Annotated in this window: 21 protein-coding genes and 1 pseudogene; 6 read left to right on the top strand and 16 right to left on the bottom strand. The window is 67.6% G+C overall.

Going from position 1 to position 17,517, the window contains the following annotated elements; translation table 11 throughout:
* Positions 1 to 8: 8 nt before the first annotated feature.
* The 6 genes from ACFWCF_RS11890 to ACFWCF_RS11865 all read right to left on the bottom strand — a co-directional run bounded on the left by ACFWCF_RS11890 (position 9) and on the right by ACFWCF_RS11865 (position 6,588).
* Complete coding sequence (locus ACFWCF_RS11890; RefSeq protein ID WP_378561214.1) at positions 9 to 425, bottom strand: nuclear transport factor 2 family protein; 417 nt, start codon at positions 423 to 425, stop codon at positions 9 to 11.
* A 351-nt stretch (positions 426 to 776) separates the two neighbouring features.
* Positions 777 to 1,529: an SDR family NAD(P)-dependent oxidoreductase gene (locus ACFWCF_RS11885; protein WP_378561211.1), complete on the bottom strand. Its 753-nt coding sequence runs from the start codon at positions 1,527 to 1,529 to the stop codon at positions 777 to 779.
* A gap of 89 nt (positions 1,530 to 1,618) precedes the next feature.
* Positions 1,619 to 2,050, bottom strand: coding sequence for an Rrf2 family transcriptional regulator (locus ACFWCF_RS11880; protein ID WP_378489038.1), 432 nt, complete (start codon positions 2,048 to 2,050; stop codon positions 1,619 to 1,621).
* A gap of 414 nt (positions 2,051 to 2,464) precedes the next feature.
* Complete coding sequence (locus tag ACFWCF_RS11875) at positions 2,465 to 2,788, bottom strand: putative quinol monooxygenase (protein ID WP_378489036.1); 324 nt, start codon at positions 2,786 to 2,788, stop codon at positions 2,465 to 2,467.
* A gap of 55 nt (positions 2,789 to 2,843) precedes the next feature.
* Positions 2,844 to 3,668, bottom strand: coding sequence for an alpha/beta fold hydrolase (locus ACFWCF_RS11870; RefSeq protein WP_378561208.1), 825 nt, complete (start codon positions 3,666 to 3,668; stop codon positions 2,844 to 2,846).
* Positions 3,669 to 3,828: 160 nt separating this feature from the next.
* The gene (locus tag ACFWCF_RS11865; protein ID WP_378561205.1) at positions 3,829 to 6,588 is read right to left on the bottom strand and encodes an ATP-binding protein; all 2,760 of its coding nucleotides are present in this window, start codon (positions 6,586 to 6,588) and stop codon (positions 3,829 to 3,831) included.
* 161 nt (positions 6,589 to 6,749) lie between these two features.
* Between ACFWCF_RS11865 and ACFWCF_RS11860 the strand changes: the two genes are divergently transcribed.
* Entirely contained in the window at positions 6,750 to 6,914 is a 165-nt protein-coding gene (locus ACFWCF_RS11860) for a hypothetical protein (protein ID WP_378489033.1), read from the top strand.
* Entirely contained in the window at positions 6,911 to 7,072 is a 162-nt protein-coding gene (locus tag ACFWCF_RS11855) for a hypothetical protein (RefSeq protein WP_378561202.1), read from the top strand. The genes ACFWCF_RS11860 and ACFWCF_RS11855 overlap by 4 nt, the downstream gene beginning before the upstream one ends.
* 295 nt (positions 7,073 to 7,367) lie before the next feature.
* Here the strand turns inward: ACFWCF_RS11855 and ACFWCF_RS11850 are convergent, their stop codons facing one another.
* The 7 genes and pseudogenes from ACFWCF_RS11850 to ACFWCF_RS11820 form a co-directional block, all read right to left on the bottom strand.
* Complete coding sequence (locus tag ACFWCF_RS11850) at positions 7,368 to 7,511, bottom strand: hypothetical protein (protein WP_378561481.1); 144 nt, start codon at positions 7,509 to 7,511, stop codon at positions 7,368 to 7,370.
* Between the two features lie 45 nt (positions 7,512 to 7,556).
* Entirely contained in the window at positions 7,557 to 7,916 is a 360-nt protein-coding gene (locus tag ACFWCF_RS11845) for a hypothetical protein (protein ID WP_378561199.1), read from the bottom strand.
* Positions 7,913 to 8,206, bottom strand: a complete 294-nt coding sequence (locus ACFWCF_RS11840; RefSeq protein WP_378561196.1) for a hypothetical protein — start codon at positions 8,204 to 8,206, stop codon at positions 7,913 to 7,915. The genes ACFWCF_RS11845 and ACFWCF_RS11840 overlap by 4 nt, the downstream gene beginning before the upstream one ends.
* 84 nt (positions 8,207 to 8,290) lie before the next feature.
* Complete coding sequence (locus ACFWCF_RS11835; protein WP_378561193.1) at positions 8,291 to 9,748, bottom strand: aldehyde dehydrogenase family protein; 1,458 nt, start codon at positions 9,746 to 9,748, stop codon at positions 8,291 to 8,293.
* 159 nt (positions 9,749 to 9,907) lie between these two features.
* Positions 9,908 to 10,118 (bottom strand): annotated as a pseudogene (locus ACFWCF_RS11830) (IS110 family transposase); the annotation flags it as partial.
* A gap of 28 nt (positions 10,119 to 10,146) precedes the next feature.
* Positions 10,147 to 11,514: an amidase gene (locus ACFWCF_RS11825; RefSeq protein WP_378561479.1), complete on the bottom strand. Its 1,368-nt coding sequence runs from the start codon at positions 11,512 to 11,514 to the stop codon at positions 10,147 to 10,149.
* 57 nt (positions 11,515 to 11,571) lie between these two features.
* Entirely contained in the window at positions 11,572 to 12,546 is a 975-nt protein-coding gene (locus tag ACFWCF_RS11820) for a D-2-hydroxyacid dehydrogenase (protein ID WP_378561190.1), read from the bottom strand.
* Between the two features lie 80 nt (positions 12,547 to 12,626).
* Between ACFWCF_RS11820 and ACFWCF_RS11815 the strand changes: the two genes are divergently transcribed.
* Genes ACFWCF_RS11815 through ACFWCF_RS11805 form a run of 3 tightly spaced genes read left to right on the top strand, consistent with a single transcriptional unit; the run spans position 12,627 to position 14,802 of the window.
* On the top strand, positions 12,627 to 13,367 hold the full coding sequence (locus tag ACFWCF_RS11815; RefSeq protein ID WP_378489029.1) for an Asp/Glu/hydantoin racemase: 741 nt from the start codon (positions 12,627 to 12,629) through the stop codon (positions 13,365 to 13,367).
* Between the two features lie 15 nt (positions 13,368 to 13,382).
* Positions 13,383 to 14,138 (top strand): maleate cis-trans isomerase, encoded by a 756-nt coding sequence (locus ACFWCF_RS11810; RefSeq protein ID WP_378561187.1) that lies wholly within the window; start codon positions 13,383 to 13,385, stop codon positions 14,136 to 14,138.
* Positions 14,125 to 14,802 carry a GntR family transcriptional regulator gene (locus ACFWCF_RS11805; protein WP_378561184.1) on the top strand — a complete coding sequence of 226 codons (678 nt, stop codon included), beginning with the start codon at positions 14,125 to 14,127 and terminating at the stop codon, positions 14,800 to 14,802. The genes ACFWCF_RS11810 and ACFWCF_RS11805 overlap by 14 nt, the downstream gene beginning before the upstream one ends.
* Here ACFWCF_RS11805 and ACFWCF_RS11800 read toward each other — a convergent pair.
* Together ACFWCF_RS11800 and ACFWCF_RS11795 are read right to left on the bottom strand one after the other, a co-directional pair.
* Complete coding sequence (locus tag ACFWCF_RS11800; protein WP_378561476.1) at positions 14,792 to 15,520, bottom strand: acetoacetate decarboxylase family protein; 729 nt, start codon at positions 15,518 to 15,520, stop codon at positions 14,792 to 14,794. The two genes, ACFWCF_RS11805 and ACFWCF_RS11800, sit on opposite strands and share 11 nt — an antisense overlap.
* Positions 15,521 to 15,673: 153 nt before the next feature.
* Entirely contained in the window at positions 15,674 to 16,549 is an 876-nt protein-coding gene (locus ACFWCF_RS11795; RefSeq protein WP_378489026.1) for an aldo/keto reductase, read from the bottom strand.
* Between the two features lie 49 nt (positions 16,550 to 16,598).
* On the opposite strand from ACFWCF_RS11795, the gene ACFWCF_RS11790 reads away from it, so the two are divergent.
* Positions 16,599 to 16,805, top strand: coding sequence for a hypothetical protein (locus ACFWCF_RS11790; RefSeq protein WP_378489025.1), 207 nt, complete (start codon positions 16,599 to 16,601; stop codon positions 16,803 to 16,805).
* Positions 16,806 to 16,940: 135 nt separating this feature from the next.
* Here ACFWCF_RS11790 and ACFWCF_RS11785 read toward each other — a convergent pair whose 3' ends face one another.
* Positions 16,941 to 17,501: an AAA family ATPase gene (locus ACFWCF_RS11785; RefSeq protein WP_378489024.1), complete on the bottom strand. Its 561-nt coding sequence runs from the start codon at positions 17,499 to 17,501 to the stop codon at positions 16,941 to 16,943.
* Positions 17,502 to 17,517 lie beyond the last annotated feature (16 nt).

Here is a 17,517-nt window from a genome sequence, read left to right as displayed (position 1 = left end):
CCCTCCGCTCAGCCGGCGTTGAACGCCTCGGCGACGGTCAGTGTGTCCTCGTAGAGGTGCATGCGAACGATTCGGCCGTCCTCGACCGCCAGGTGCATGGCCACCGGTGTGGTGAACTCCTTGCCGCTGGTCACGGCGGTGTGCGTGAAGACTGCCAGCAGTATCACGTCACCACCGTCGACTATGAGGCGCTCCAGCACGACCTCGCTCTGGCCGTGCGCGAAGTGCGGCCACATGGTGGTGAAGTAGGGGGCGACTTCCTCCCGGCGGGTACGGCGCCCGGTCCAGGGCAGCGCGTCGCTGCCGGGGACGTGCCAGTCGATCTCCTCGGAGAACAGTTCCTGGATGCCGTCGGGGTCCTGCCTGCCGAGGCGCTCCAGGAACTTCTCGGCCACGGTGCGCGAGGTCTGAGTATCTGGTGTCATCGTCCCTTTGTCCTTTGTCTCTTCGTCTCTCGAGGGTGTCGGTCGGGCCTCAGCTCTGGAACAGGAAGTGCTTGCCGCTCAGTGGCCAGCCGAGCTGCATGAGCGCCCCGCCTTTGCATAGCGCGCCGAGGTCGACCGGCGCGAACCAGAATTCGGTCAGCAGTCGTGTGAAGGCGGCTTGGCGCTCTCGTCGTCACCGGCGAGGAAGACGGCCTGCCCGGTAGTGGACCGACCACGCTCTTCATGACGCGCTTCTTGTTGTGTCGGAGCCGTTGCCCTGGCAAGACGGTCGCAAGTACGCGGCTCGGAGGTCCTGGAGCGTCGATGCGTCCCGCCTCGCCGATTCGCCGCCTAGAGCTGTGTGACGCCGCCGTCGACGAGCAGTTCCGCGCCGGTGGTGAAACTGCTTTGGTCGCCCGCCAGGTAGAGGGCGGCAGCGGCGATCTCGTCGGGACGGCCCAAGCGGCCGAGTGGGGTCGGTGGGGCGGGCTCGGCCGCGGTGGGCCGATCGTCGCGCGGAAAAGCGGCGACGAGCTCGGCCAGGCCAGGGGTCTCGACGGGGCCGGGGGTAAGAGCGTTGACGCGGATTCCGCGGCCGGCCAGCTCAACGGCCCAGGTACGCGCGAGACTGCGGACCGCGGCCTTGGAGGCGGCGTAGACGCCCAGGCCCGGGGTGGCCAGCAGAGCCGAGTTGGAAGAGATCAGCGTCACCGACGCGCCGGCCGTCAGCAGCGGCAGCGCCTTCTGGACAGTGAAGACCGTGCCCTTGAAATTGATCGAGGCAGTGCGGTCGTACTCTTCCTCGGTGATCGTGCCGAGCGGGCTGTATTCCCCGACCCCGGCGTTGGCCACCACAATGTCCAGGCGGCCGCTGCGGTTCGTGATCTCGGCGAAGACCCGGTCGAGGTCGCCGAGATCGGAGGCATCGGCCTGGATGGCGATGCCTAGGTCTCCGACCTGTGCGACGGCGGCGTCGAGCTCGGTCTTGCGGCGCCCGGTCAGGTAGACGGTGGCGCCCTCGGCGGCGAAACGGCGGGCGATCGCCAGGCCGATGCCGCTGGAGGCGCCGGTGACGAGGGCGGTCTTGTCGTCCAGTTGTCCCATGAGATTCTCCAATTCCTCAGTGTAACTAATTTGGTTACATCGGTAGTCGTGGAATGCGACCCCCGATCGGGGAAGTCGACGGTTCGAGGTCAGGCGGCTTTCAAGACGTCCCGCAGCACGTCTTCCAGTGTTGTCTTTGCCAGCTCCCTGCGCAGGGCGGCCTCCACCTCGTCGTACACGGCGGTCATTGCCGGCCCGATGCCGTGGCCCACGACGCACTCGGGGTTCGGTGTCGCGCGATGCAGGGCGAAGACCGGCCCCGGTTCGATCGCTTGATAGACGTCGAGCAGGGTGATCGCCGAGAGGTCCCGGGCGAGCATCCAGCCGGCCCCCGCCCCCTGCCGTGAATCGGCCAGGCCGGCCTTGCGCAGCTCGCCCAGCAGGCGGCGAATCACCACGGGGTTGGTGTTGACGCTCGTCGCGATCTGCTCGGAGGTGGCGACCTCGTGGCCACGCCGCTGATACAGCCCGATCCATGTCAGGGCGTGCGCCGCGACGGTCAGTCTGCTGTTGGCACTCACGTCGGGCTCCACCTCCCTCACTCCTCGGCGTTAGTCGTAACTATAGATGTTACAACACCATGCGGCAAGCAGCTGATGCGGCCAGTGCCCGGGAAGTGCGGTGCGGGTGAGGGGCGGGTGCCGGTCAGGACCCTCAGTAAGGGCCCGCCTGCCCCGGCCGGTGCGCCGGGCGAGGACGGTTGCCAAGCCTGTCCCGGCGTCGGGCCTGCCACCGTCACCAGGGGAGCACACCGGTGCGGTCGGTCACCGTGCCGCCGGTCACGTCCGGCTGGACGAAGTCGGCGCCGAGCGGGTCGGCGGCCTTGCGTCCGTTCTCGGCGTCTCGGGCTCCGATCCAGACCGTCTGGCCCGCCTGAACGAGTTTGCGCGAGATCTCGTGGCCGAGGCCCTGTTGCCGCCGGCGGGCGTCCGGCGCTAGTGGGCGGGACGGAACGGGTGCAGGATGCGGATGCCGTCCTCGATGGATCCGTCGATCAGTTCGAGCATCTGCGGGACGAGTTCCCGCATCCGGGGCGCGGCGAGGTGGGCGTCGAGGTGGGCGCGGGTCTCCCAGCGTTCGTAGATGACGAATTCGCAGGGCCTGCCCTCGACTTCGTGGGCCTCGTAGTCGATGTTGCCGGGGTCGTTGCGCGAGGGGGTGACGGCGGCGGTGATGAACGCCTTGAGGTCGGCCTCTCTACCGGCCTTCGCCTTCGCGTCCCAGACGACGGTCACGTAGCCGGTGGGTGTTGCGGTCATGGTGATTCCTGTTCTGTTCCGTGCTGACGGGCTGTGTGTCGGTACCGGGCCGGTGTCAGCTCTCGATGAAGCCGAGGAGGTCGGCGTTGACGGTGTCGGCGTTCACGGTGCACATGCCGTGCGACAGCCCCGGGTAAACCTTCAGGCGCGCGTTCTCGACCAACGTGACTGCCGTCTCGGAGGAGTTGGCGATCGGGACGATCTGGTCGTCGTCGCCGTGCATGATGAGCGTGGGCACGTCGATCGCCCGCAGGTCGTCGGTGAAGTCGGTCTCCGAGAACGCCTTGATCCCCTCGTGGTGCGCCTGCGCGCTGCCGGTCATTCCCTGGCGCCACCAGTTCTGGATGACGCCCTGGGAGATGTCCGCGCCCGGGCGGTTGAACCCGTAGAACGGCCCGGAGGCGAGGTCGAGGTAGAACTGGGCGCGGTTGGTGGCCACGGCCTCGCGGAAGCCATCGAAGACCTCGACCGGCAGCCCTCCCGGGTTCGATTCGGTCTGGACCATGAGCGGCGGGACCGCTCCGATGAGGACGGCCTTGGCGACCCGCCCCGCACTGTGCCTGGCGACGTACCGGGCGACCTCTCCACCACCGGTGGAGTGACCGACGTGGACGACGTCGCGCAGGCCGAGGTGCGCCACCACGGCGGCGGCGTCCGCCGCATAGTGGTCCATGTCGTGCCCGTGGCCGACCTGGGCGGAGCGCCCGTGCCCCCGGCGGTCGTGGGCGATGGCACGGTAGCCCCGCTGGACGAGGAACAGCAGCTGGGCGTCCCAGTCGTCCGAGCTCAGCGGCCAGCCGTGGTGGAACATGACCGGCCGGCCCGAGCCCCAGTCCTTGTAGAAGATTTCGGTTCCGTCGCTGACGGTGACGAACGGCATGGTGTGCTCCTCGTGGTCTCGCCCGGATACCGGGCGGTTTCGATGTCTCCACGAGAATGGCTCGGCCACCCTACCGACAGCCTCCGTCAGCTGACTGACATCCCGCCGGCGGCTCGCTCACGTCAGTGCCGGGGCAGTACTGAGACCCGACCGGTAGCTCTCACAGCCGGGTGGCCGAAGGCTCGGGAGGCAGCGCATCCAGAGCGTCGCGGAGCTCGGCCCGCGACGTGATCCCCAGCTTCGGGAACACATGGTAGAGATGCGACGACACGGTCCGCGGCGAAAGGAACAGACGCGACGCGATCTGCGGATTGGACAGCCCCGTCGCCGCCAGCCTGGCGACCTCCAGCTCCTGTGGGGTGAGGGCTTCACCGGCCTTGCCCCGGCCGGTCCGCGTCATGCCGGTGGCGCGGAGCTCCGCAGCGGCTCGGGCCTCCCACGAACGGGCCCCGAGTTCCTCGAAGCGGTCGCGGGCGGCGGCCAGCTGCACCCGCGCATCACGGTTGAGTCCTTGCCGGCGAAGCGCTTCGCCGTACGCCAGACGAGCATGGCCGACCTCGAAGGGCCACTGCTCGACGCCCGGCAGTCCGAGTGCCTCCTCGAAGCACCGGACCATGTCCTCGGCAGTTGATGTCATCGCCGTGACCGTGGCCGAACTCAGCGCGAGCCGCGACGAGAGGTGGCCGACACCGGCGTCGCGCAGCGCGTCCGCGTGCCGTCGCGCCTCCGCGTGCCGCCCGGTGCGCACGGCGGCCTCGACGAGGTCCGGCGCGGACCACACGGCCTCGGGATTGAACGGCGGCAGCACACCCGGGGCGCAGATCGCTGTGGCGTGCCGGAAGGCCGTCTCGAAGTCGGCGGCGCCGAGGGCCGCCCGGGCCGCCGCCTGGTGGGCGCAGTTCTCCAGCCGCTGCAGTCCCCTGGGCCTCGACCACCCCCAGACTGCTTCACAGTGGCGGCGGCACGCGTCGAGGTCGCCGCGCTGGGCCGCGGTCATTGCGGCGACGTAGTGTCCCACCTGGACGAACAAGTGGTATCCCGTCTCCTCGGACAGTGCGATGAGCTCGTCCGCGGCGTCGGCCGACGGCTGCCACCGGCCGGCGTACAGGTTGTCCAGGGCGACGAACATCAGGGCCGGCATGCTCGACCCCACCGCGCCGCCGTCGCGTATGACCCGGGACACGGCCTCGCGACAGCCCGGAAGCCGGTCGAGGTACGAGGCGGTCAGGGCGGTGCGGATGACCACGTCGGCGTCACTCTGGTCCCTCAGCCGCGAGATCTCCTCGTCCAGGCGGCGCAGCATGCCGTCGGTGACGGAACCGAGGTCGTGATGGACGCGCCCCAGCGACGCCGCGGCGGCGGGCGATGCCTCGGGGAACCGGTCGAGCACGTCGACCAGAGGCTGCCAGTGCTCGGGCCGGCCCGAGTACTGGCAGGCGAGGGTGAGAGTGAAGAGCGCGGTCTCCAGCTCCTCACGCGGCGGTCCGGGCATCACCGAGGCATGCCCGACCGCCTCCATCAGCAGCGCGTGCGCCGTATCGGCCTCGCCTTCCGTGACGAGCACGAGGAAGCCGGCCGCCGCGGCCGCCGCGAGCGACCGGGCCGCCGGATCGCCCTCGATCTCACGCATGATCTCGTGGCTGACCTCCAGATGGCCCGCGACCCAGGCGGCGACGTAGGCGGCCTTCGACAGGCGGCGCCTGCGGACCCCTCGGTCGGGACTCAGTTCGGCCGCGCGCCGCAGCCTCGCGATCGCGCCGTCGGCGTCACCGCGTCGCAGGCTGCTCCGGGCCGCCGACTCCACGACGGCGGCGACCGTCTCGTCGGGCGCCGTCGTGGCTCTCGCGAGGTGATCACCGCGCCGCTCGGGCTGGTGGCCCAGTGCGTCGGCCAGTCGGCGGTGGGCGCTGCGCCGCTGCTCGCCGGTGGAACCGTCGACCACCGCGGACCTGACCAGCGGGTGCCTGAAGCGCACCGCGCGGCCGTTCTCCGCGACCATGACCAGGTGGTCACGCTCCGCGGGAGCGAGTTCCTCGAGGCTGCCCAGCCCGCCGGCCGCCTCGAGAATGCCGATGTCGCCGGAGCCCTCGAGAGCCGCGAGCAGCAGTACCTCGCGCGTTCTCTGCGGCAGTCGTCCGACGCGGGCGCCGTACAGAGCGCGCACGTCCCGCCCCGGGCCGCTCGCCCACCCCGCCCCTTGGCCGTGTCGGTCGCCGGACGCCTCCGTGGACCCGGCGAACTCGAGCAGAGCCAGGGGGTTTCCCTGTGCCTCGTGCGCCACGGTCGAAAGGACCCGGCGGGGGAGGTGGGCGAAGCGCCGGGACAGCAGTCGCAGGGCGTCCGCGTCGTCCAGCGGCGCGATCTCGAGCTCCGGCAGACCGGTGGAGCGGAAGGATGCGTCGGACTCCTCTCGCTGTGCTCCGAGCAGTCCGATGCGGCGACCGCCCAGTCTTCTGGCGACGAAACCTACCGCAGCCTGGCTCGCCTCGTCGACGGCATGAAGGTCATCGACCACGAGTAGCAACGGCCGCTCCTTCGCGGCCTCGTCGAACAGGGCCAGTGCCGCGTTCAGGACGGCGATCCGGCTCGCCGCGGGACCGACGCCGAGACCGAGAGCGACCTCGAGGGCCTCTCGCGTGGAACGTGGCAGACGACCAAGCTCGTCCGGCAGCGAACCGACGAGCTGATGGAGTCCCGCGAAGCTGATGCCAGTCTCGTACTCGACGCCGCTCCCGCGGACGACCCGCACTCCCTTCGCCACCGCCAGCTCGGCGGTCGCGTCCAGGAGCGCAGTCTTCCCCACACCCGGATCACCGGTGAGCAGCAGGGCGGCTCCGTTCATCCCGGCCATGTCCAGGAACGCCGCAAGCTCTGCGAGCTCGCCCTCCCGACCGACCAGTCCGGTCGGGCCGACGCTCATGTCTGCCCTTGGCTTCGCCCACATCCGCCGCGTCCTTCGTCGTACCTCGCGAAGCAGTCGAACCACCAGCCACGCACTCGACCAGCAATTATCGCACCCACCGGCAATCGGATCGTGAAGACATCCGCTTCGCCGACACTCGCAGCTCCCTAACGAAGATCATGCAGATCACCAGCCGGGCGCTGCAGCCCCACCGTAGCGACAGCACGAAGGTCACGCGGATCATCGCGCCGGTCGTCGCCCCGCCCGGCAAAGACCTGGACGACATGGTCGCCTCCGCCGGCTACCGCCCCTCGTCGCGTCCTCCGAGGCCTGCGCAGTCATGATGAACGACTTGTCGAGGATCATCGGCGCCGACGGAGACCAGGAACACTACGACGGCGACGCCGCTGCCGAGTCCGCCCTGCTCCACTTCTCCACCCTGCCCGACCCAGCGACCATCGCGGCCGTTTTGCGCACCCGGGTCTACCGACCCGGTCCCTGATCTGGTCGCAGGGCCGAAAGGCCCTGCGGCGCCGGCGATCCGAGAACGAGGTCATCGGCCCCTACCCCGGTCCCGTACGACGCGGGACCAGGGTAGGCGCGACGAAGGCTTCTCCGCTTGGAAGGTGGCTTCACCAGCAGAGAAAGGCACTGCGGGCGGGCGAGCTGGAACCGCGGCGCAAAGAGTTGCTCGACGCACGAGGCGGGGATGGTCCGGGAACCGGGCGAATAGGCCTGGGAGGCAAGCTCGCCGCACGACGGTCCTACCGGCGGGCTACAGGGCACCTCGCACCGCGTCAGGACGCAGTGGGTCCCGCGGCGGCGAGGGGTTCGCTCACAGTACTGGCACGGCGCTTTCCTCGCGCTTCCCAGGCGTGCACCAACTGGGCGCTTGCCTGGATTATGGCCACGATGAAGCACAGGTCGAAGAAGAGTTCCAGTGAGGAGACGCCGCGGTGGGTCTCATCGCGGCCTCCCGCTGCTTGTCATCTGGTGAGCCAAGCTCCGAAATGCCGCTGCAGTCGGGGATTGATCTGCCAGACCATCACTGCTGCCGCCACCGGGACGAGTACAGCGAGTCGCACCGGCAGGTACAGATCCTCCAGAACAGGGTTCGTGGCCAGGCCCAGCAGGACGATGGTGGGGTAGATAGCGCACACGGTGAGCAGCCACAACTTCCAACGCCGGACGGCGGCCGGAACGGTGGGGCCGAGCCGGGGTTCGGCGTTCGCGAACGCGTTCCGGCTCTGCTCCCGGAGCGTGTGCCGGATGTCTGTCGCTGCCAGTGGGCTTGGCAGTCCAGGATCGTCGGCACCGTAGGCATGGGAAACAATTCTCTCGTTCATCGACCACTCCAAATCGAAATGCTGCGTTTTGATTTCATCGGTTCCTGCACGACCGAGGTGATGTTGGCGCTGCGGGATGGGCTGCCCGCGCGCAACAGCGGCAGCAGTCGCCAGGTGAGCAGCACAGGACTCGGATGGTTCACCGCCAGCCGCTGCTGGTGTCGTGCCGCCACTTCGGCCACGAGTCGCTGGGTCTTGGCCGGAGCGGACAACTCGGCGATGTATCGCTCGGCGCTGAAGCGTTGAGCGATCGGCACCGGTTGCTGCGGGTTGCGATCGTGCAGAAGCAACTGGTGCCGGGCTTCCGCAAGCTCCTCAGCCGGCCTGGGCCCCGGAACCGGAGCCCGGCGGGCGCCGGCCGGGGCATGATCTGATCAGTGCGTGGACTGGGTATGGTCCTGCTCTACATACACCTTGAGGGTCTGGAACTCCTCAATCGCTCGCGGGCCGCACAGATAGCCGTAACCGCTGCCCTTGACGCCGCCTTCCTCGAAGTCCTCGCTGATGGCTCCCCAGGTGTTGATCCATACAGTGCCGGTGCGGATGCGCCGGGCGATCCGGCGGGCCTTCATCGAGTCCGAGCTGAACACCGAGGCGGCCAGGCCGTAGATGGTGGCGTTCGCCTTGGCCACGGCGTCGTCCTCGTCGTCGAAGATCTCGAACGTCTGGACCGGACCGAAGACCTCTTCCTGCACGATCCGAACGTCGGTGCGGTCCACCTCGATCAGGCTCGGCCGGTAGAACGCACCGGTGGCCAGGGGGCCGTCGGTGACCACGCCGCCGCGCAGCAGTACCGTGCCGTACGAGGTGGCTTCCTCGACGATCGCGTCCACCCGCTGGGCGGACGCCCTGTCGATCACCGGGCCGAGCTGGGCATCCTTGTCGTCACCCGAGCCGAGCCGCACCTGCGCGAGCGCGTTGGTGAGTCGGGTGCGCACCTGGTCGGCGATGTCCCGGTGAACCAGTACGCGGGAGCCGGTGCAGCAGAACTGCCCGTTCATCAGCACCAGCGACTGCACCACGGTCGGGATCACTATGTCCAGATCGGAGTCGGGAAGGACCACCATCGGCGCCTTGCCGCCCAGTTCCAGACCGAGCCGCTTGAGCGTGGTGGAGGCCGCGGCCGCGATACGGCGCCCGACCGGCGTGCTGCCGGTGTAGTTGATCACGTCGACCTTGTCCGAGGAGACCAGGAACGGGGCCCCGGTGTTGCCGGACTCGGTGAACACGCTGACCACGCCCGCCGGGATCTCCGTGACCGAGGCCAGGACCTGCGCGAAAAGCTCATTGGTCAGCGCCGTCTGAGCCGGAAGCTTGACCACGACGGTGCAGCCGGCGGCCAGCGCCGGGCCCAGCGCCCGCACGGTCAGCATGATGGGGGAGTTCCAGGGAGAGATGATCCCGGCGACACCGAGCGGTTCGGGCACAGAGTGGGTGTACTGGCCAGGTGCCGTCTCGGCGGCGCGCCCGGCGTTCTGGGTGCGCGCAGAGGCCGCCGCGTACCGCAGCCATCCGACCGCACCACTGACCTCCCACGTGGTCTCACCCAGCAGCTTGCCGTTCTCCTGGGACAACATGGCCGCAACCTCGGGCACCCGGGCCTCGAGGGCGTCGGCCAGCCGACTGAGCGCGGTCGCCCGAAGCGAGGGAGTGCGCGACCATTCGGTGGTCTCGAACGCGGCGGCGGCGGCGTCCACGGCGGCCGAGGCCTCGGCCTGGCCACCGTCGTAGAACGAGCCGACGACTGTGCCGTCGGCCGGGTTGATCGATTCCAGAACCGAGCCGGAGCCGGTCCACTGTCCGTTGATCCAGTGCTGCGCGATGGTGTTCACAGTGTGCTCCTCGTGGTCTCACCCGGGTACCGGGCGGTTTCGATGTCTCCACGAGAATGGCTCGGTCACTGTGCAGACAGCCTCCGTCAGCTGACTGACATCCGGCCGACGGCTCGCTGAGAAGCCGTTGTCTTTCCGAGGATGGCGGGTGTGTTTCCACAGGATTTCGAGTATGGCCGGATGCGCGATCCGCGGACCGAGAACTCGCTCGAAGGCGGAGTGGATTCCGGTGAGTAAGCCGCTGACGAGGTGGCTGATGTGGGTGGCTTCACCGGCGAGGTCGTCGTCGAATCCGACGAGGACCCGAGCTCGGCCGAGGCTTCATCACCGACATCGACCGGCGCAGGGTGTGCGGCATGGTGTGGTCGGCGAAAGGCGATGATGAATGCTCCTCCGTTTCAACCTTTCTGATCGGCCAGCACATACTCCGCGAACCGCGCGACGGCGAGGACCAGGTCGTCCGAGTGCCGTGGCCCCACGATCTGGAGACCGACGGGAAGCCCGGCAGCGGCCTTCCCCGCCGGAATACTGATCGCAGGTTGCTGCGACAGGTTGAACGGGTAACTGAACGGCGTCCACTGCGGCCAGCTTGTGGCCGAAGAACCCGAGGGAACGTCGTAGCCGGCCTCGAACGCGGGAATCGGCATGGTGGGGGTGATCAGCACGTTGTGCGTCAGGTGGAATGTGCCCATGGTGATGCCCACAGCGGCAGCGACCGCGCGCGCGTCGAGATACTCGACAGCACTGAGTGTTTCACCGCGCTCCCACACCCGACCGAGTCCAGGGTCGACTTTGTCGCGGGCGCCGTCGGGGAAGTTCTTCAACATCGCGGCGGCGCCGGACGCCCACAGCACCTCGAACGCGTCGAGTGGGTCGTCGAACCCGGGATCGGCTTCCGTGACGATCAGGCCGGCGTCGGCGAGCCGGCGCACAGCGTGGTCGACGATGTCGCCGACCTCGGGATCGACCGACACGTAGCCGAGCGTCTTCGAATACGCGACACCGAGACCGACGACCTCACGATCCAGTGCCCCGCGGAACGTCATGACCGGCGGTGCGAGCGCGGTGGGGTCGCGTGGGTCGGGCAGCGACAGGATGTCGGTGAGCAGGGCCGCGTCCTCGACGGTTCGGGTGATCGGTCCGGCGTGCGCGAGCGGGCCGAACGGGCTCGCCGGAAACAGCGGGATGCGGCCGTGGGTGGGTTTGAATCCGACGACACCGCAGAACGCCGCCGGGATGCGGATGCTGCCACCTCCGTCGGTGCCCACCGAGCAGGGTCCGAAGCCGGCGGCGACTGCTGCGGCGCTCCCGCCGGAGGATCCGCCTGCCGTCTTCGTCGTGTCGACGGGATTGCGGGTGATCCCGTGCAGCGCGGAGTCTGTCACGGCCTTCCAGGCGATCTCCGGGGTGGTCGTCTTGCCGACGAACACCATCCCGTCTTCCCGTAGTCGGGCGACGACAGGGCTGTCGACGTCCCATACCTGGTCGGGGTCGACGGCCTGTGAACCTCGCAATGTGGGCCAGTGTTTCGTGAGGAAGATGTCCTTGATCGAGATGGGCACTCCGTCGAGCAGGCCCTTGGCGTATCCGGTGCGCCAGCGTTCCTCGGAGAGTCGCGCCTGTTCGAGGGTGCGTTCTTCGTCGACGAGGCAGAACGCGTTGATGTCGTGGTCGCGCGCGGCGATGTCGTCGAGGACGGCCCGGGCCGCTTCCACCGGGGACAGCTCACCCGCGGAAAAGGCAGTCACCAGTTCGACGGCGGTCATGTCGGTGGGCTTCAAGCTGCCTCCCTGATGCTCGGGCCTGTTACCGGGTGTGCGGCCTCAGGTACTCGGCACGTAGCCGAGGTGCTTGTCGACGACGTTCTCGAGTTCTCTGTTGGCGCGCCACCGCTGGAAGTTGTCGACGAACACGTCGACCAGCGCATTTCTCCATCCGGCGAAGTCGCCGGAATTGTGCGGTGTGATCATGACATTCGGAATATCCCACAGTGGGTGTTCCGGCGGGAGCGGTTCGGTGTCGACGACGTCGAGCGCGGCTCCGGCGAGTTCACCGGATTGCAGTGCGTCGACCAGATCGTCGGTGCGGACGAGATCGCCGCGTCCGACATTGATGAAGCGCGCGCCAGGTTTCATCGCGCGGAACAGGTCAGCGTCGAACATGTTGCGTGTCTGTTCGGTCAGGGGTGCGGCCACGACCACGAAGTCGGCGTCGGCGAGTGCGTCGGGAAGGTCTTCGGTGGCGGTGACGGTACCGAAGTCCGGGTCCTGGTCGCGTGCGCGTCGCCCCGACCCTCGAACCTGCATGCCCACTGCGGTGAGCAGGCGTGCGATCGCGCGACCGATAGGACCGGTCCCGACGACCAGTGTGGTGCGTCCGGTGATGCGTTCGGATTCGCGGTGCCGCCACGTGTGTTCGCGCTGGAGCCGGAGTGATTCCGGGAGGTCCTTCGCGAACGAGAGGATCTGTGCGAGAACGTATTCTGCGATCGGTTGATCGAACACGCCCCGGGAATTGGTGACGGTGACGTCGCTGTCTCGCAGAGCGGGGAACATGAGGGGATCCACGCCGGCCGCCGCCACATGCACCCAGCGCAGTGACTCGGCGGCGTGCCATGCTTGGGGGAGTGCATCGGTGAGGAAGTCGTAGACGAACAGCACGTCGGCGCCCGCTAGTGCGGTCGCGAGACCGTCGCTGTCGGTGTAGTGAATCTCGGCGTGCTCGGCTACCGAGGCCAGAAGCGCCGTGTCCGGCACGGTCTCTGCATGGAGTACTGCCACCACAGGATTCACTGTCACGATTGACACCGTATGAGTGCATCGTATTATTGTCAACAATCCTCGTATGGTGGTGTCTTCGGGTAGAAGCAGAGGACCCTATGGAATTGAACATCCCCGAATTCGAGGGGCCCCTCGCGCAACGGGGCATCGGCATCATCGCACCGTTCGATCTCGCGCTCGAACGCGAACTGTGGCGCTGGACTCCGCTCGAAGTGAGCCTGCACCTTGCGCGCACACCTTTCCAACCCGTTGCGGTGAGCAGAGCGATGGCCGAACTCGTGTCCGATCGACGTCACCTCGTGGCCGCAACCCGCGACATTCTGCAGGTCGAGCCGGAAGTGGTTGCCTACCTCTGTAGTTCCGGGTCCTTCATCAGGGGTGTGGGATTCGAGAAGACGCTGTGCGACGCGATCTGCGAGGCCGGTGCGCCCGCAGCGGTGACGACCTCGGGGGCGCTACTCGAAGCACTCCGTGAACTGGGTCTGACCAAGATCTCGGTGCTCACCCCGTACGACGAGGAGTTGACACTGCTCCTGCACGACTTTCTTGCCGAAGCCGGAACCGATGTCGTGCGGTCTCGGCATCTCGGCCTCGGGGGAGGCATCTGGAAGGTCAACTACCGCACGATCGCCGAACACATCATCGGGGCCGATACCCCCGACTCCCAGGCCATCTTCGTCAGCTGCACCAACCTGCCGACCTACGACCTGATCGCACCGTTGGAACGTGAGCTCGGAAAACCGGTGCTCACGGCAAACCAGCTGACGATCTGGGCGTGCCTCGGGCGGATGCAGTTGCCGATGACCGGGCCGGGCCAGTGGTTGAGAGGTGTCTTCTGATGCGAGGTGTTCCAGGTGCGTGAGAGTCCGACGGTGGGGATCATCTACCCCGACCATGCAGCGGAGGACGACTATCCGTTCGCCGCAGATCTCCTCGGCGTCCGGATTCCCGTCGCCCACATCTACGGCACCGATCTGCACGCGGTGCCCGAGCTGCTCGACCTGGGCAGCCCGAGCAAACTCGCCGCTGGGGCAGCGAAGCTCGCGCCGGAGTCGCCCGACGTTGTCGTGTGGGCGTGCACGTCCGGGAGTTTCGTCTACGGACCCGATGGTGCGCGCAACCAGGTAGCCGAGCTGTCGGCGGCGGCAGGAGACATCCCGGCGTCGAACACCAGTTTCGCGTTCGTCGAAGCACTGCGTGTACTCGGTGGACAGAACAACCACAGCGCGACACGTGTCGCGATCGCGGCGAGCTACCCGCGCGACGTCAGTGAGCTGTTCGTCGAATTCCTGCGTGCCGCGGGGATCGACGTCGTCTCGTTCACCGGCGCGGGCATCGAGACCGCAGCGCAGGTGGGCACTCTCACCCCGGATGAAGTGCTTGCCCTCGCCTCGGACAACGACCACCCCGACGCACAGGTACTTCTCGTTCCCGACACCGCCATGCACACGCTGAGGTTCCTGCCCGAGATCGAAAAGCAGGTCGGCAAGCCGGTGCTCACTGCCAACCAGGTCTCGGTGTGGGAGGGGCTTCGCCTCGCGGGATATACATGTGTACGCCCGCAGCTGGGCACACTGTTCGAGGAAGGTATCGATCATGGCGCTCGGTGATCTCGGAGATCTCCAACCCGTGGCCCAACCGTCGACGGCGGAGTTGATCGCTGATCAATTGCGGTCGGCCATCGTCCGCGGCGCCATCGAACCGGGCGCGCAGCTCGGTGAGGCCGAACTCGCGACACGTTTCGCCGTGTCGCGGGGGCCGTTGCGTGAGGCCATGCAGCGTCTCGTGTCGGAGGGACTGCTCTACAGCATCCGGAACCGCGGCATCTTCGTCACCGAACTGACCTTCGACGACGTCGTCGACATCTACAACAATCGCCGCGTCATCGAGGGCGGCGCGCTCGATCTCGTGCTCGACGGGCGCCGTGAGCAGACGTGGCAGGATCTCGGGACTGCGATCGACGCGATGCGCGCCGCCGCGCAACGCGGTGACGCCGGCGGTGTCTCCGATGCGGACCAGATGTTCCACGAGGTCCTCGTTGCCGGCGCGTCGAGCCCGCGGCTGATCCGGTCGGCGCGCACTCTGCTCGTCGAGACCCGCATGTGCCTCGGGGCGCTGCAGACCACCTATCGCGACCTGCAGGTGCAGGTCGACGAGCATGTCGCGCTGCGCGACGCGATCCGTACCGCCGAGCCGGACGTCGTGCGCAAACTCCTCGTCGAACATCTGCACGACACCGTCGATCGGCTCAGGGGTCAGGATCTCACGGGATAGGAGTGACGACCTCGGCCTCGCCGAACGTCATCTTCAGATCGGGGATCGACGACGTGACCAGTGCGCGTCGAGGCAGACCCAGGCCGCGTAGCTCCTCAGCGATCGGATGGGTGCCCAGCTGCAGCGTCGCGCCACCGATCCGGGTGCGCACACCGCTGGGATTCATGTCCCACGTCGTCCGACGCGTGACGCCGTCGAGGTGCGAGTACGCGGCCAGCGACGCGGCGATGCCCTTGCCGGGAACGGGGAGGCCGGGGGTCACCGACATCTCCGCGATCAGCGCTCCGTCGCAGTTCACACGTCCATGCTTGGTGTCGCTGTGATGGTCGGTGTCGAAATCGGCCAGGATCTTCGGGAAGCCCCAGATACCCCGGCCCGCTGCGCGTGTGAACTCTCCGTCGACCGGCAACTGATGGATCAGCGCGCCAGCGCCTCCGGTGGCGAGGTCGCGCAGGTCTTGCAGTACGCCGCCGCCGCGCCGTGCGCGGTCGCGCACGAGGAAGCAGACTCCGAACTCGTTGTACGGGCCGAGGTCGCCGTCCACGTAGTCGACGAACACGAGCGTGCACAGTCCGCGGCCGGGCCGGTGCTGCAGGAGCTCGAGTCCGGTGTGGTCGATCAGCGTCTGAGCGGGGGAGACGGGAACGGAGAAGACGGCCATGAACGCCGTCGCCGTGCGCACCTGCACCGGCATCTCGACGGGAGTGCCCAGCACCATGTGAACGTCACTCATGACTGCAATGAGAACACGTTCTAGTCGTCAGTGGAACCCTCCCGCGCCCGAGCGAGTGGTACACCCGTCTCGATGAATCGATCGGGTGTACCACTCGCTCGGAAGGGGAAGGCGGGGAAGGGAGCGTGGGTAGAGCGGTCAGCTGGGCGCGCCGAGGTTCATCTCGTCCGGATGCGCGCCTACGCGATTGCCGTTGTCGAGGGTGTCGATCTCGCTGAGATCGAGGTCGGACAGTTCGAAATCGAACACGTCGATGTTCTGGGCGATGCGCGCGTCGTGGACCGATTTCGGGATCACGATCAGCCCGTTCTGCAGATGCCACCGAATCAGCACCTGGGCCGCGGTCTTGCTGTGACGATCGGCGATCCGGTCGATGACGGGGTCGGTGAGCAGGGTGTTGGGCTTCGAATTCGACCCCCAGCCGGAGTTGCTGGTGCCGCCGAGCGGGCTCCACGATTCGACCGCGATCCCGTGCTCGGCGGCGGCCCCGCGGATCGCATGCTGAGGCAGGTTCGGGTGTAGCTCCACCTGGTCGACGGCGGGCAGCAGCCCGCCGCGGTCGACGAGCAACTGCAGGTGGTGCGGCTCGAAGTTGCACACACCCACGGCTTTCGCCCGTCCGGATTCGACGATCTTCTCGAGGGCGTCCCACGTGCGCAACAGACGATCGTTGTCCTGGAGCGGCCAGTGGATCAGGTACAGGTCGACGTAGTCGGTGTCCAACTTTTTCAGGCTCGAGTCGAATGCCTTCAAAGCAGAGTCGTAGCCCTGGTCGGAGTTCCAGAGCTTGGTGGTGACGAAGATGTCCTCACGTGGAACCGACGTGCCCGCGAGTGCGCGGCCCACGCCCTCCTCGTTGCCGTACGCGGCGGCGGTGTCGATGTGTCGGTAGCCGGCGTCGTCGATTGCGAATCGGACGGCGTGCTCGGTCTCGTCGTTCGTGGCCTGCCAGACCCCGAGGCCCAGCTGAGGGATGGTGGTTCCGGAGTTCAGCGTGATGTCGGGAGTCGTCATGTGTACGAGGTTAACGAGACTTCAAGGGTCTCGACACCGATCGCACGTCGTGCCCGATCTCGCCATGAAGCCGTCGCTGATCGAATCCATTGATGTATTCGGCAACGGTGATCTCGATGTCGTCGATACCGTGCCGCGACCTTTCGTGTCATGGGGACATGACGAAGCCCGCCGCGACGACATCGACGTGTTCCCGCTCCAGCTGCTCGAGCGGCCGATTGCAGTGTCGGCGCTCGAGGGCGCGGTCGCACTGTGAGCCGCGATGCAGACCAGCGCATCGTCGACGTCCTGCACGCCATCGACCGATGCACGCGGTACGTCGGCGCACTCGATGATGGCGACGCTGATGTCGCCGAGATGGCTGAAGATGCGATCGGTGAGGTCGCGGCAGCTACTCGAGTCCGAGTCGGACCGTCCACCTCTCGACGTCACGTCGGCTCGTCAGCTGCACGATCGGCAGTTCGGGACGCCGCTCGAGCACTTCGCGGATGCGCTCCGGGAAGAGCCCGTACGTCGACCACGCCCAGCGGATGATGTGCGTGCGGTCGGTGAAGATCGTGTGCAGACCTGGTTCGATGTTGCCGTTCCACAGCACCTCACGGTGGATGCGTCGCCGTAGCGTCCGGCGCACCACCTGCCGCATCACCGTGGAGCGGGGAAGGTCGAGCCACACCATCAGATCCGCGCGGTCTGCCAGCAGCGGACGCACCACCGTGTACTGCCACTCGGTTACCCAGTGCGGCTTCGCGGTGAAATCCTCGACGTCGGCGACGAACGACGGCCGCGGCGTCCAGTTCGGTCCGTGATGCAGCCCGTCGATCTCGATGTGTTCGATGCCGAGCGCGTCACCGATCCGGGCGGAAAGTGTCGTCTTCCCCGAGCCCGACGCCCCCGCCACGACGATGCGGCAGGGGCGATCGGGGAGTAGCGCGGAGGCGTCGAGAAGTGGCACCGCGGCAGGTTAGCGC

This window comes from Rhodococcus sp. NPDC060090 (genome assembly GCF_042729855.1).
GTDB lineage: Bacteria > Actinomycetota > Actinomycetes > Mycobacteriales > Mycobacteriaceae > Rhodococcus.
The sequence above is the reverse complement of the archived record's forward strand: the minus strand, read 5'-3'. Positions and strand labels throughout refer to the sequence as shown.

What these genes read in the sequence shown, in the direction of transcription:
- ACFWCF_RS11885 (WP_378561211.1), bottom strand. Translation starts at nt 1,529, where the DNA reads ATGGGACAACTGGACGACAAGACCGCCCTCGTCACCGGCGCCTCCAGC.
- ACFWCF_RS11795 (WP_378489026.1), bottom strand. Translation starts at nt 16,549, where the DNA reads ATGACGACTCCCGACATCACGCTGAACTCCGGAACCACCATCCCTCAG.
- ACFWCF_RS11800 (WP_378561476.1), bottom strand. Translation starts at nt 15,520, where the DNA reads ATGGTGCTGGGCACTCCCGTCGAGATGCCGGTGCAGGTGCGCACGGCG.
- ACFWCF_RS11825 (WP_378561479.1), bottom strand. Translation starts at nt 11,514, where the DNA reads ATGACCGCCGTCGAACTGGTGACTGCCTTTTCCGCGGGTGAGCTGTCC.
- ACFWCF_RS11890 (WP_378561214.1), bottom strand. Translation starts at nt 425, where the DNA reads ATGACACCAGATACTCAGACCTCGCGCACCGTGGCCGAGAAGTTCCTG.
- ACFWCF_RS11845 (WP_378561199.1), bottom strand. Translation starts at nt 7,916, where the DNA reads ATGAACGAGAGAATTGTTTCCCATGCCTACGGTGCCGACGATCCTGGA.
- ACFWCF_RS11860 (WP_378489033.1), top strand. Translation starts at nt 6,750, where the DNA reads ATGCAGATCACCAGCCGGGCGCTGCAGCCCCACCGTAGCGACAGCACG.
- ACFWCF_RS11855 (WP_378561202.1), top strand. Translation starts at nt 6,911, where the DNA reads ATGATGAACGACTTGTCGAGGATCATCGGCGCCGACGGAGACCAGGAA.
- ACFWCF_RS11875 (WP_378489036.1), bottom strand. Translation starts at nt 2,788, where the DNA reads ATGACCGCAACACCCACCGGCTACGTGACCGTCGTCTGGGACGCGAAG.
- ACFWCF_RS11870 (WP_378561208.1), bottom strand. Translation starts at nt 3,668, where the DNA reads ATGCCGTTCGTCACCGTCAGCGACGGAACCGAAATCTTCTACAAGGAC.
- ACFWCF_RS11815 (WP_378489029.1), top strand. Translation starts at nt 12,627, where the DNA reads ATGGAATTGAACATCCCCGAATTCGAGGGGCCCCTCGCGCAACGGGGC.
- ACFWCF_RS11865 (WP_378561205.1), bottom strand. Translation starts at nt 6,588, where the DNA reads ATGAGCGTCGGCCCGACCGGACTGGTCGGTCGGGAGGGCGAGCTCGCA.
- ACFWCF_RS11805 (WP_378561184.1), top strand. Translation starts at nt 14,125, where the DNA reads ATGGCGCTCGGTGATCTCGGAGATCTCCAACCCGTGGCCCAACCGTCG.